Annotated in this window: 12 protein-coding genes and 1 tRNA gene; 3 read left to right on the forward strand and 10 right to left on the reverse strand. The window is 64.5% G+C overall.

Annotated elements, in window-relative coordinates:
• Positions 1 to 98 precede the first annotated feature (98 nt).
• Together tig and RAD04_RS16290 are read right to left on the reverse strand one after the other, a co-directional pair.
• Positions 99 to 1,460, reverse strand: a complete 1,362-nt coding sequence (gene tig / locus RAD04_RS16285; protein ID WP_104462888.1) for a trigger factor — start codon at positions 1,458 to 1,460, stop codon at positions 99 to 101.
• A 173-nt stretch (positions 1,461 to 1,633) separates the two neighbouring features.
• Positions 1,634 to 1,718 (reverse strand) — tRNA-Leu (locus tag RAD04_RS16290).
• Positions 1,719 to 1,872: 154 nt separating this feature from the next.
• On the opposite strand from RAD04_RS16290, the gene RAD04_RS16295 reads away from it, so the two are divergent.
• Positions 1,873 to 3,189: a multicopper oxidase family protein gene (locus tag RAD04_RS16295; protein ID WP_461624577.1), complete on the forward strand. Its 1,317-nt coding sequence runs from the start codon at positions 1,873 to 1,875 to the stop codon at positions 3,187 to 3,189.
• A gap of 8 nt (positions 3,190 to 3,197) precedes the next feature.
• Here RAD04_RS16295 and RAD04_RS16300 read toward each other — a convergent pair whose 3' ends face one another.
• From RAD04_RS16300 to RAD04_RS16315, 4 genes are read right to left on the reverse strand one after another with little or no spacing between them, the layout of a single operon-like run.
• The gene (locus tag RAD04_RS16300) at positions 3,198 to 3,485 is read right to left on the reverse strand and encodes an addiction module antidote protein (RefSeq protein WP_461624578.1); all 288 of its coding nucleotides are present in this window, start codon (positions 3,483 to 3,485) and stop codon (positions 3,198 to 3,200) included.
• A 2-nt stretch (positions 3,486 to 3,487) separates the two neighbouring features.
• On the reverse strand, positions 3,488 to 3,784 hold the full coding sequence (locus RAD04_RS16305) for a type II toxin-antitoxin system RelE/ParE family toxin (RefSeq protein WP_461624579.1): 297 nt from the start codon (positions 3,782 to 3,784) through the stop codon (positions 3,488 to 3,490).
• A 9-nt stretch (positions 3,785 to 3,793) separates the two neighbouring features.
• Positions 3,794 to 4,258 (reverse strand): GNAT family N-acetyltransferase, encoded by a 465-nt coding sequence (locus RAD04_RS16310; protein WP_461624580.1) that lies wholly within the window; start codon positions 4,256 to 4,258, stop codon positions 3,794 to 3,796.
• The gene (locus RAD04_RS16315) at positions 4,258 to 5,757 is read right to left on the reverse strand and encodes an NAD(P)H-hydrate dehydratase (RefSeq protein WP_461624581.1); all 1,500 of its coding nucleotides are present in this window, start codon (positions 5,755 to 5,757) and stop codon (positions 4,258 to 4,260) included. The genes RAD04_RS16310 and RAD04_RS16315 overlap by 1 nt, the downstream gene beginning before the upstream one ends.
• A 382-nt stretch (positions 5,758 to 6,139) precedes the next feature.
• On the opposite strand from RAD04_RS16315, the gene RAD04_RS16320 reads away from it, so the two are divergent.
• Both RAD04_RS16320 and glnA read left to right on the forward strand, forming a co-directional pair.
• The gene (locus RAD04_RS16320) at positions 6,140 to 6,478 is read left to right on the forward strand and encodes a P-II family nitrogen regulator (protein WP_007603495.1); all 339 of its coding nucleotides are present in this window, start codon (positions 6,140 to 6,142) and stop codon (positions 6,476 to 6,478) included.
• A gap of 151 nt (positions 6,479 to 6,629) precedes the next feature.
• On the forward strand, positions 6,630 to 8,039 hold the full coding sequence (glnA, locus tag RAD04_RS16325) for a type I glutamate--ammonia ligase (protein ID WP_018320110.1): 1,410 nt from the start codon (positions 6,630 to 6,632) through the stop codon (positions 8,037 to 8,039).
• Positions 8,040 to 8,123: 84 nt separating this feature from the next.
• Here the strand turns inward: glnA and RAD04_RS16330 are convergent, their stop codons facing one another.
• From RAD04_RS16330 to RAD04_RS16345, 4 genes are all read right to left on the reverse strand, one after another.
• Entirely contained in the window at positions 8,124 to 9,260 is a 1,137-nt protein-coding gene (locus tag RAD04_RS16330) for an asparaginase (protein ID WP_461624582.1), read from the reverse strand.
• A gap of 80 nt (positions 9,261 to 9,340) precedes the next feature.
• Entirely contained in the window at positions 9,341 to 10,102 is a 762-nt protein-coding gene (locus RAD04_RS16335; RefSeq protein WP_018320108.1) for a slipin family protein, read from the reverse strand.
• Positions 10,099 to 11,520 carry an NfeD family protein gene (locus tag RAD04_RS16340; protein ID WP_461624583.1) on the reverse strand — a complete coding sequence of 474 codons (1,422 nt, stop codon included), beginning with the start codon at positions 11,518 to 11,520 and terminating at the stop codon, positions 10,099 to 10,101. The genes RAD04_RS16335 and RAD04_RS16340 overlap by 4 nt, the downstream gene beginning before the upstream one ends.
• Positions 11,521 to 11,701: 181 nt before the next feature.
• Complete coding sequence (locus tag RAD04_RS16345; protein WP_461624584.1) at positions 11,702 to 11,959, reverse strand: tautomerase family protein; 258 nt, start codon at positions 11,957 to 11,959, stop codon at positions 11,702 to 11,704.
• Positions 11,960 to 11,993 lie beyond the last annotated feature (34 nt).

Genomic DNA, 11,993 nt, shown 5'->3' on the forward strand with positions numbered 1-11,993 from the left:
GGCAGTTGAAGCTGATTCGCACAAAGAGGCCCAGCCGGCCATCTGGCTAGCTGGGCCTCTTCGCTGATCATCCTTAATAGATGACTGCCTCAAGCTCTTCAGGCAGCGGTCTTTTCGGCTTCGTCGTCCTTGTAGAGGTCCTCGCGCGAGACCTTCTTCTCGGTCACGTTGGCGAGCTCGAGGATGAAGTCGACGACCTTGTCCTCATAGATCGGTGCACGGAGCTGGGCCAACGCCTGGGCGTTGCTGCGGTAATAGTCCCAGACTTCCTTCTCGCGGCCGGGCATCGAGCGGGCGCGCTCGATCACGGCGCGGCCGACCTCGTCGTCGGTCACGGTGATCTTGTTCTTCTCGCCGATCTCGGAGAGCACGAGACCGAGCCGCACGCGGCGGTCGGCGATCTTGCGGTACTCTTCCTTGGCGGCGTCCTCAGTGGTGTCCTCGTCGGCAAAGGTCTTGCCGGCGGAGTCCATCTCGGCCTTGACCGAGTTCCACATCAGATTGAACTCCTCGTCGACCAGCGAGGGCGGCGCCTCGAAGCGATGGGCTTCGTCGAGGCGGTCGAGCAGCGCGCGCTTGACGCGCTGGCGCGTCGCGCCGGCGAATTCGACGTTCAGACGCTCGCGCGCGGCTTCCTTGAGCTTGTCCAGCGATTCCAGGCCAAGCGTCTTGGCGAACTCGTCGTCGATCGCAATGTCCTGCGGCGCCTCGATCGAGGTCGCGGTGGTCTCGAACTCGGCCGGCTGGCCGGCGAGCTTGTCGTTCATGTAGTTCTTCGGGAACGACACTTTCAGCGTGCGGGTCTCGCCCGCGCCGATGCCGGTCAGCTGCTCCTCGAAGCCGGGAATGAAGGTGTTGGAGCCGATCACGACCTGGATGCCTTCGCCGGTGCCGCCCTCGAAGACTTCGCCGTTGATGGAGCCCTTGAAGTTGATGGTGACGCGGTCGCCGGACTCGGCCTTGGCGCCCTCCGCCTTCGCGGCATAGCCGCGGTTGGTATCGGCAATGCGCTTGATCGCCTCGTCGACGTCGGAATCGGTGACGTCGGCCACGGGCTTCTCGACCTGGAAGGTTTTGAAGTCGGCGAGCGCGATCGCCGGCACCACCTCGATCGCGACCGTGTAGGTCAGATCGGTCTTGCCGCTCAGCAGCTCCTCGACCTCGGCCTGCTCGCTCGGCATGGTGATCTTCGGCTCGGTCGCAAGGCGGAAGCCGCGCTCGGAGAACAGCTGCGTGTTGGTGTCGCGGATGGTCTGGTCGATGGTCTCGGCCATCACCGAGCGGCCGTACACCTTCTTCAGGTGAGTGACCGGCACCTTGCCGGGGCGAAAGCCGTTGATGCGGACCTTGTCCTTGAGGTCGACGAGCTTGGCGCCGGCCTTGGCGTCGAGATCAGACGCGGGAACGCTGATCTTGAACTCGTGCTTCAAACCTTCCGAGAGGGTTTCTGTGACCTGCATGGCGTCCAATCTTCTTCCCGTTCGGTCCCGGCGCGCATGCGTCGGGACGCTGTCATTAATCGATCCGGCGCGAGGCAAACGCCTCAACGCCGGTGCTTCATCAAACCGGCTCCCGGCGGACAAACATCCGCGCGAAAGCAGGTCTCGTAATCCGTGCAAACGCGATAAGCGCTTGGTGCGGGCGGAGGGACTCGAACCCCCACAACTTTCGTCACTGGAACCTAAATCCAGCGCGTCTACCAGTTCCGCCACGCCCGCGTAAATTTGCATCAAGACCGGCCGCGATGCCGCGGGCGGCCGGGCTTATAGCATGTGCCTGACTGTTCGCAGCAAAAAAATGGCCCGATGGAGGCAGGCTTTACGTAGGCACGACGGCTGGACTTATCCAGCGCGGCGTGGTCGGGATCGGCCCATGAAAACGCGGTTCTTCGACCCGACCCGACGTGAGCTTTTGGCCGGCCTTGCCGCCGGGCTTGGCACCTCGGCGGCCGGGTTGGTCGCCAGCAGTGCCGCGCCGGGCCTGACCACCCAGCTTTCCCTTCAGGCGAGGCCCCAAACCCTGGCTCTGAGGCCGGGTCAACCACCTACACCAATCTGGGAGCTGGCCGCCGTAAGCCACCTCGGGAACGTCCGTCTCAAGCGCGGCGATCGCTGTGAGGTGGTGTTTCGCAACGACTTGCCTGTCCCACTTGCCCCAGCCTGGTACGGCCTCAATGGCCCGGCCGCGGCCGACCCACTGCGCGGGCGCGCGCCCGCTCCGCCGGGCGCGACCGAAACCTCAATTATTTCAGTACCAAGCGCGGGAACCCTGCTGGCGGACTTCCGCCTCTTCGAGGACGTCCTAACGCGGCCCGCGCGCCCGCTTCCGGTCATCGCGCAGGAGGCAAACGCTGGCGCGGTCGATCGCGACGAGGTCCTGCTGATCGAGGAGTGGCGGCTGCGGCCGGACGGCACCGCTCTCCCCCCGGGACGGGCCCCAAAGGACGCGACGCCGCTCTATACGCTTAACGGACAGACTTCATTTGAACTCTCAGCTGCAGCTGGTGAGCGTTTGCGGCTGCGCTTTATCAACGGCTCCCAACGCACTGTTCTGGCAATCAAATTGGAAAACCACGACGTCCGGGTGATGGCCCTGGACGGACAACCAGCCGAACCGTTCCCGGCGCGCAATGGCGCTCTGGTCCTGGCCCCGGGCGGGCGTGCCGATGCCATTGTGGATGTGGCCAGCTCGGCCCCGATTCTGCTCCATGACGGCAAGGAGGCGTACCAGGTCGGCTCGCTTGCGGTCTCCGGCAGACTGGAGCGCCGCGCGCCGCTGTTGCCGCCGCAGCCGCTCCCTTCCAACGACCTGCCCGACAAGCTCGATCTCCGAGGCGCCCTGCGGTTCGATGTCGCGCTCGGCGCAGCCGACGCTGGATGGGCACGGTGTGCCGACTTCTCCAGATCCTCCGCCCCGGCCTTCCGCGCCAAGCCCGGCCGCACCGTCGTGCTGGCCCTCAAGAACCCCGACCCGGTCGCGACCGTCTTCCATCTCCACGGCCACCACTTCCGCCTGCTCGACAAGCTCGACGACGGCTGGAAGCCCTACTGGCTCGACACGCTCGCGATCGAGCCCGGCCAGATCCAGCGCATCGCTTTCGCGGCGACCGCATCCGGACAATGGCTGATCGAATCCGTCGCGACCGACTGGGCCGCCCCGCGGCTGGTGCGCTGGTATGGGGTGGAGTGAGGTTGCGGCTACGCGTGCGGTTTGGCCGTCAGTTCGATGCCGAGCGCCTTCATCACTGCGATCGTCGTTTTGAGCGTCGGATTGCCGTCGGTGCTGAACGAGCGATAGAGCTGCTCGCGAGAAAGACCGGTCTCCTTGGCAATCTGCGCCATTCCCTTCGCACGGGCGACGACGCCAAGCGCGTGCGCGATATAGGCGGCGTCCTCGGTTTTGAAGGCCTCTTCCATGAACACGGCAATGGCTTCATCGGATTGAAGGTCCTCGGCCGGATCGTAAGTCGTCAGCTTCTCGCCCATCTTTATTCGCTCCACATCTTGGCAAGGCGCTTGGCCTCCTTGATGTCTTTCGCCTGCGTGGCCTTGTCGCCCCCACACAGCAAAATGATGATCGTCTTGCCCCGCTGCTGAAAATAGATCCGATAGCCGGGGCCGTGGTGGATACGCAGTTCGCTCACCCCATCGCCGACCGGCTCAACGTCGCCTGCGTGGCCTCGAGCTAGCCGATCCAAGCGCGACGCAATCAACGCTCTGGCGCGCTCATCCCGCAGACGCGATCGCCACTTCCGGAACGTCTCAGTCTGCTTGAGTTCGACCACCTGTAGTTTTTAGACTACAATCGATCTCCGATCAAGTGGTCTGCGCGCCCAGAGGTAGCGAGCATCGGGCTCCCTCTCCTCGTTCCTCGAACCGTCGGATTCATCGACCAACTCGAATCCACGCGCCTCATAGAAGCGCCGCGCCGGCGCATTACGCTGGAAGGTCCAGAGTTCGAGCCGGTCGTAAGCACCTTTGGCGACGTCGAGGAGCTCACTGCCGGCGCTGCGGCCCTGGGCCACGGGGAGCACGTAGAGCTGCTCGATCCAGCCCTCGCGGAACGCGATGATCCCGCTCAGCAGGTCATCGTCGAAGCGGCCCCACACCCGGCACGTCGGAAAGACACACTCGCGGTAGAACCAGCGGTCCTCGTCCGGCGTGTGCAGCCCGGCGAGCCACGGCATCGCCTGGTCGAACGCGATCCGATGGACTTGCGCCGCTGCGCCCATGTCGGCGAGCGCGAGCTGTCTGAGCACTAGTACTCCACCCCGAGCGCATCATAAATCCGCCGGTGCACGGCCGGCAGCGTCTCGGTGAGATCCTCCGCGATCAGGCCTGGCCCGGCTTCGCGCCCCGCCTCGCCGTGCATCCACACGCCGATGCTGGCGGCCTCGAACGCCGGCACACCTTGGGCCAGCAGCCCTGCGATGATGCCGGCGAGCACGTCGCCGGCGCCGGCGGTGGCGAGCCAGGGCGGCGCGTTGGCGGCGATGATGGCGCGGCCGTCGGGGGCGGCGATGGTGGTGTCCGGGCCCTTCAGGAGCACGACGGCGCCGGAGCGCTCGGCGGCATCGCGCACGCGCTCCAGCTTGGAGCGGCCCGGAAATTTGTTGCTGAGATCGGAGAACAGACGCGGAAACTCGCCCTCGTGCGGGGTCAGCACCACCGCATTGTCCTGGGAGGCCTTGATCGATTCGAACAGGCGCTCGGGGGTTGCGGCAAAGCTCGTCAGGGCATCGGCATCGAGCACCAGACGACGCTGCGCACTGAGCGCGGTGTGAACGAGATCGCAGGTGCGCTCTCCGATACCCGCGCCGGGACCGATCATGCAAGTGTTGTAGCGCTTGTCGCCGAGCAGCTCGCCGAACTCGACGACGGTATCGACGGGACGAACCATCACCGCCGTGAGCGCGGCCGCGTTGATCGCGAGCGCATCGCGCGGGCTCGCCAATGTCACGAGGCCCGCCCCGGCGCGCAGCGCCCCGCGCGCGGCGAGCCGCGCAGCGCCGGTTGCCGCTGCATCGCCGGAGACCGCCAGCACATGCCCCCGCGCGTATTTGTGGCCGTCGATACGCGGCACCGGAAAAGCGGCGCCCCAGACATCCGGATCGTCCTCGAACGTCTGCGGCGCGATCTCGTCCAGCACCTGCGCGTCGATGCCGATGTCGGCGACGCGCACCCGGCCGCAATGCATCCGGCCGGGCAGCAAGAGATGCGCCGGCTTCTTGCGGAAGAAGGTGACGGTCTCGGTGGCGTTCACCGCCGCGCCCATCACCGCCGCGCTGGTGCCGTTGATGCCGCTCGGCAGGTCGACCGCGAGCACCGGGGCGCCGTTGGCGTTGATCGCCTCGATCATCGCGCGCGCCTCGCCATCGACGGGGCGGCTGAGGCCTGCGCCGAACAGCGCATCGATGATCAGCGCAGGCCGACCGATCGCCTGCGGATTGAACGGGAGCACCGGGTGCTTCCAGCCGCGCGCCGCGGAGGCGGCGTCGCCCTGGAGCTGATCGCGCTCGCACATCAGGATGACCGAGACCTCACGCCCCTGGGCGGCGAGCTCGACGGCCGCGACAAAACCGTCACCGCCATTGTTGCCGGGGCCGGCCACGATCAGGATTGGCCCCTCCTCCACCAGCGCCTGGGCGGCCTCGGTGACCGCCTGGCCCGCGCTCAGCATCAGCTTGAATCCGGGCGTGCCGGCCGCGATGGTGAGCTGGTCGGCGCGCTGCATTTCAGCGGTGGTCAGAACTTCCATGCCACTTCCCTGGTCCAAACGCCTTTTCAACAGGCACGTTCCGTGCCGCCCCACCCTGGGGAACGTCGATCTGCACACATATTGAACCGTTTGCCTATTTCGTAGTCTTAGGTATTTTGTGCAGGTCGGCACCACTACTCAGAGATGCTCGTTAAAAGGCTGATAACGCTCCAATAATCAGGGCATTTGCAACTTGGCATAGACCCTGCTTTCGAGGAAGCCGCTTCGGTTCGTCGTGCTCACTGGCATTTATCAGAGTGTGGCCGGCCGTTGTTGCCGGACTGGTCAGGGATCCCGGCATAGCGAAGACAAGATCGTGCGTTAAGAAAAGCGCATCCTGACGAAGACGTTGCTATTTGATCGAAAGGCCGGGAGGCGCGCAGTGAAGAAAATCGAAGCCATCATCAAGCCATTCAAGCTCGACGAGGTGAAGGAAGCGCTTCAGGAAGTCGGCCTTCAGGGCATCACCGTCACCGAAGCCAAGGGCTTTGGCCGGCAGAAGGGGCACGCCGAGCTCTACCGCGGCGCAGAATACATCGTCGACTTCCTGCCCAAGGTGAAGATCGAGATCGTGATCGGCGACGATCTGGTCGAGCGCGCCATCGACGCGATCCGCCGCGCCGCGCAAACCGGTCGCATTGGCGATGGTAAGATCTTCGTCTCCAACATCGAAGAGGCGATCCGCATCCGAACCGGCGAATCCGGGCTGGACGCTATCTGAGCCGGGTGCTATCCCGAATTTTGCGACACTCCGACTAGAAAGAAGGCTGCTTCGGCGGCCTGATTTCGTTTGTGCGGTCGCGCAAAACTCGCCCGAGCGAGAATAATTTTGCTCATCTGGAAACCGACCCGCAGAGCCAAAAGGGGTATGCATGAAGACCGCCAAAGACGTCCTGAAATCGATCAAGGACAACGACGTCAAGTACGTCGACCTGCGCTTCACCGATCCGCGCGGCAAGTGGCAGCATGTGACGTTCGACGTCAGCATGATCGACGATGACATCTTCGCCGAAGGAACGATGTTCGACGGCTCCTCGATCGCCGGCTGGAAGGCGATCAACGAGTCCGACATGTGCCTGATGCCCGATCCGGTCACCGCGACGATCGACCCGTTCTTCGCCGAGACCACGATGGTCATCACCTGCGACGTGCTCGAGCCGACCACCGGCGAGCCCTACAACCGCGACCCCCGCGGCATCGCCAAGAAGGCGGAAGCCATGGTGAAGTCGATGGGCGTGGGCGACAGCGTGTTCGTCGGTCCCGAGGCCGAGTTCTTCGTGTTCGACGACGTGCGCTATTCGGCAGAGCCCTACAAGACCGGTTTCCGCCTCGACTCCTCCGAGCTGCCGACCAACTCCGACACCGAATATGAAGGCGGCAATCTCGGCCACCGCATCCGCACCAAGGGCGGCTACTTCCCCGTCCCGCCGCAGGACTCGGTGCAGGACATGCGCTCGGAGATGCTGGGCGCCATGGCCAAGATGGGCGTCAAGGTCGAGAAGCATCACCACGAGGTCGCTTCCGCCCAGCACGAGCTCGGCATGAAGTTCGACACGCTGACGCTGATGGCCGACCACATGCAGATCTACAAGTACTGCATCCACCAGGTCGCGCACATCTACGGTAAGACCGCCACCTTCATGCCGAAGCCGATCTTCGGCGACAACGGCTCGGGCATGCACGTGCACCAGTCGATCTGGAAGGACGGCAAGCCGGTGTTCGCCGGCAACAAATACGCCGACCTCTCGGAGACCTGCCTGCATTACATCGGCGGCATCATCAAGCACGCCAAGGCGATCAACGCCTTCACCAATCCGTCGACCAACTCCTACAAGCGTCTGGTCCCGGGCTATGAGGCCCCGGTGCTGCTCGCCTACTCCGCGCGCAACCGCTCGGCCTCCTGCCGCATCCCCTACACCGCTTCGCCGAAGGCCAAGCGCGTCGAGGTGCGCTTCCCCGATCCGATGGCCAACCCCTATCTCGGCTTCGCCGCGATGCTGATGGCCGGCCTCGACGGCATCAAGAACAAGATCGATCCGGGTCCGGCGATGGACAAGGACCTCTACGACCTGCCGAAGGAAGAGCTGAAGCAGATCCCGACCGTCTGCGGCTCGCTCCGCGAGGCGCTGGAAAACCTCGACAAGGATCGCGGCTTCCTCAAGGCCGGCGGCGTGTTCGACGACGACTTCATCGACGCCTATATCGAGCTGAAGATGACCGAAGTCGCCCGCTTCGAAATGACCCCGCACCCGGTCGAGTTCGAGATGTACTATTCGGGCTAAGCCGCCCGGACGTCTGCGACAAGCAAAAGGCGCTCCGCAAGGAGCGCCTTTTCGTTTGAATCGGAGCGTGTACGACCCTGCCCGCTACCACGTCGCCGTAAAGGCCTTCTGCAGCTCTGCCGGCGCGGTCACGCCGCCCGCGATCAGCAATTGCGTGAGCACCCGCGCCTTCTGCGGATTAAGGTCTTCGGACACGACGAACCCGTTCTTGTCGTCGTCGACCTCGACGTTCCGCGTCACGAAGCCCGATCGAACCCGCGTCGAGCGAACCACGATGACGCCCTTCTTCGCCGCCGCTTCGAGCGCATCGAGCGCCGCCTTCGAGGTGTTGCCGTCGCCGACGCCGGCCAGCACGATGCCCTTTGCGCCGTGCGAGATGGCGTCCTCGATCGGAACGGCGTCCATGTTGGCGTGCGAGTACACGATCGCGACGCGCGGCAATTGCTCGCCAGCTGGAAGCTGATAGGTCGCGCGCTTGAGACTTTGAGCCTGCGCCATGAAGCGAATGCCGCCGGCGGTGTCGACATAGCCGATCGGCCCGTCATTGGCCGAGCTGAACGTCTCGATGCTGGTGGTGTTGGTCTTGGTGACCGAGCGCGCGCCCTGAATCTTGTCGTTCAGCACCGCCAGCACGCCGCGCCCGCGCGAGCGCGGGTCGGCCGCCACCTGCACCGCTTCGTAGAGATTGCCGGGGCCGTCGGCGCTGACGGCCGTCGCCGGCCGCATCGAGCCGACGATCACCACCGGCTTGTCGCCGCGCACCACGTTGTCGAGGAAGAACGCGGTCTCCTCCAGCGTATCGGTGCCGTGGGTGATGACGACCGCATCAGCCTCGTTCTTGTCGAAGGCGTCCTGGATGCGGCGGGCCAGCGCAAACCAGACCTTGTCGTTCATGTCCTGGGATCCGATCGACGAAATCTGCTCGGCATTCAGCTTTGCGAGCTTGTCCAGGCCCGGCACCGACTGCATCAGCTGCTCGCCCGTGATCTGGCCGGATTTGTAGGCGCCGGTCGCACGCGCGTCGGCCTGACCTGCGATGGTGCCGCCGGTCGCAAGCACGAGAATGCGCGGCAAGCCGGCAGCCATCGCGTCCTTGCCCGATTCCGCGGCCTGCGCCGCGGCGATCCCCCACGACCAAAGTGCGAGGGCGATCAGCGGAACGGCAAGGATCGACGGCCGATTTCGGCGGTGGATTGCGGGTCTGGCGGCATGCTTCGTCATCGAATTCTCCTCCCGTTCAAGTTGGGATCGACATTCGATACGCCCATTGAGGCCGAAGATGGTCCTCCCAATGCTTATGGCTAAGGATTGTCCCGCCGCGGCATAAAATGGTCGAGCAAGCCCGTCGGCAGCGGAAAGACGACAGTCGATGACCGTTCGCCCGCGATATCGTGCAGGGCTGCGAAGTAACGCAGCTGCATCGCCTGAGGCTCCTGCGCGAGAATCCGGCCGGCCTCGACGAGCTTTTCGGCAGCCTGCTGCTCGCCCATCGCATTGATCACCTTGGCGCGACGCAACCGTTCCGCCTCGGCCTGTTTGGCAATCGCGCGCACCATGGTTTCGTTGATATCGACGTCCTTGATCTCGATGCCGGTCACCTTGATGCCCCAGACGTCGGTCTGCTTGTCGAGGATCTCCTGGATATCGGCGTTCAACCTGTCGCGCTCGGCCAGCATCTCGTCGAGCTCGTGCTTGCCGAGCACCGAGCGCAACGTCGTCTGCGCGAGCTGGCTAGTGGCGGCCATGTAATCGCCGACCTTGATGATGGCACGTTCGGGGTCGACGATGCGGAAGTACAGAACGGCGTTGACCTTGACGGACACGTTGTCCCGCGAAATCACGTCCTGCGGCGGCACGACCTGCACCATCACCCGGAGGTCGACCTTGACGAGTTGCTGCACGACCGGAATGAGGATGATGAGGCCCGGGCCCTTCACGCCGGTAAAACGGCCGAGCGTGAAGATGACGCCACGCTCGTATTCGCGCAGGATTCGAATGGCCTGGGATAGAAACATGATGACAAGCAGCAGAAGCGCCGCATAAGTCAGATATTCCAGCATCATGATGTACCTCCCTCACCGGTCCTGGCCGGTGCGCGCCGTATCAGCAGCGTCAGGTCGACGACGTTCGCGACTTCGACCGTCTCTCCGGGCTTGAACGTTTCGGCGCCACGCGCCTGCCAGCGCTCGCCATGGGCGAAGACGTGACCTTCGCTCCCGCTCCAGTCGAGAACCTCGGCGGGCAAGCCTCGCATCGCCTGCGCGCCGACCCGTTCCGGAGCCCGGGCGGCACGCCGAAGCGAACCAAGCACGACCAGAGCAAAGCCGGCGAACACGGCTGCCGTGACGCCGATCACCCACCACGACAGGTGGTAGCCGGGCGCCTCGACCCTGAAGAGCATCAGCGCTCCCAGCACGAAAGCGATGATCCCCCCGAGACCGATCACCACGGTCGGATTGAAGGCTTCGACGGTGAGAAGCACGATGCCGACCAGCATCAGGGCAAGGCCGGCATAGTTGATCGGCAGCAAATTGAGCGCATAGAGACCGATCAGCAGGCAGATCGCGCCGACCACGCCGGGAGCGACGGCTCCGGGAGACATGAACTCGAAGATCAGGCCGTAGATGCCGACCATCAGGAGAATGAACGCCACATTCGGATCGGTGATGACCGCCAGGAAGCGGGATATCCATCCGGGGTCGATGGCTTCGACGACGGCATCCTTGGTCGCGAGACGCTGCGTCTTGCCGCCTGCAACCTCGACCTCGCGGCCATCGAGCTGCCTCAGCAACTCAGCCTGATCGCGCGCGACGAGTTCGATGGCATGGGACTGCAGCGCGCCGTTGGCAGAGAGAGTGGCAGCCTCACGGACCGCCTTCTCCGCCCAGTCCGCATTGCGGCCACGCAGCTCCGCAAGGCTGCGGATGAAGGCAACCGCGTCATTGGTCACCTTTGCCGTCATCGCATCCTTGAACTGATCCTTGGACTGATCCTTGGGCTCGCTCTGCTGGCCGCCGTCCTTCTTGTCCTTGCTGCCCTTGTCCGGTGTACCGCTCGGCAGCCCCGGCAGCGGTCCGCCAATCTGCACCGGCGTTGCCGCACCGATATTGGTGCCCGGCGCCATCGCCGCGATGTGGGTCGCATAAAGGATATAGGTCCCCGCGCTCGCCGCGTGGGCGCCGGAGGGAGCGACGTAACCGACGACAGGAACGGGCGAGGCCAGCACATCCGCAATGATCTCGCGCATGCTGGAATTGAGACCGCCGGGCGTGTTGATTCTCAGAAGCACGACCTCGGCGCGCCGTTCGCTTGCCTTGGCCAAGGCCTCCTTCACGTAACTGGCCGACGCAGGGCCAATGGCCCCTTCGATCGACACAATCAGTGCAAGGCGGCCGTTCTCCTCCGCTGAGCTGGGAAGGAGGCAGCAGATCAAAGCAACGACGCCAATCGCCGCAACGAGGGCCGCCTTCATGGTCTGCACGGCAGGGCTCCCTTGCAGAGCATATGGTGTTCGCCTCTCGAACCTCAATGCAGCCGTGTGCTGGTGCAGGCCCCCGTCCTGATTGTGCGATGCAATGGAAACCGCCCCGTAGATCGGTTGAGCACGGGGCGGTGGCGGGCGGGCCATGCCTTGAGCTGATCCGCCCACGCATTCCGTGCTGCTAGCGCCGCGCGATCCGCACCCCGTCCGTCCCGATCGCGCCGAACGTGCTCGCGATGATCTCAGCTGTCGGCTGCATGCCGCCGAGCGACCAGTGTGTGGGCTCCTGCTCCTCGATCCTGACCCAGACGTTGCGGCGGAAATCCGGGCTGCCCTGCCCTTCGACCTCGACCAGGAGGTCGGTGACGCGTTCGAGCAGCGTCTTCTTCTGCGCGGCATCCAGAATGCCGCGGACGGTGGAAATGGTGACGTAAGGCATGTCTCTCTCCAATCATGTCGGGTGACGACGGCGG

The sequence above is a fragment of the Bradyrhizobium sp. 25ACV genome (assembly GCF_054863005.1).

Excerpts from the sequence above, each read along its gene's own strand:
- tig (WP_104462888.1), bottom strand. The coding sequence starts at position 1,460 with ATGCAGGTCACAGAAACCCTCTCGGAAGGTTTGAAGCACGAGTTCAAG.
- RAD04_RS16295 (WP_461624577.1), top strand. The coding sequence starts at position 1,873 with ATGAAAACGCGGTTCTTCGACCCGACCCGACGTGAGCTTTTGGCCGGC.
- RAD04_RS16300 (WP_461624578.1), bottom strand. The coding sequence starts at position 3,485 with ATGGGCGAGAAGCTGACGACTTACGATCCGGCCGAGGACCTTCAATCC.
- RAD04_RS16315 (WP_461624581.1), bottom strand. The coding sequence starts at position 5,757 with ATGGAAGTTCTGACCACCGCTGAAATGCAGCGCGCCGACCAGCTCACC.
- glnA (WP_018320110.1), top strand. The coding sequence starts at position 6,630 with ATGAAGACCGCCAAAGACGTCCTGAAATCGATCAAGGACAACGACGTC.
- RAD04_RS16330 (WP_461624582.1), bottom strand. The coding sequence starts at position 9,260 with ATGACGAAGCATGCCGCCAGACCCGCAATCCACCGCCGAAATCGGCCG.
- RAD04_RS16335 (WP_018320108.1), bottom strand. The coding sequence starts at position 10,102 with ATGATGCTGGAATATCTGACTTATGCGGCGCTTCTGCTGCTTGTCATC.
- RAD04_RS16345 (WP_461624584.1), bottom strand. The coding sequence starts at position 11,959 with ATGCCTTACGTCACCATTTCCACCGTCCGCGGCATTCTGGATGCCGCG.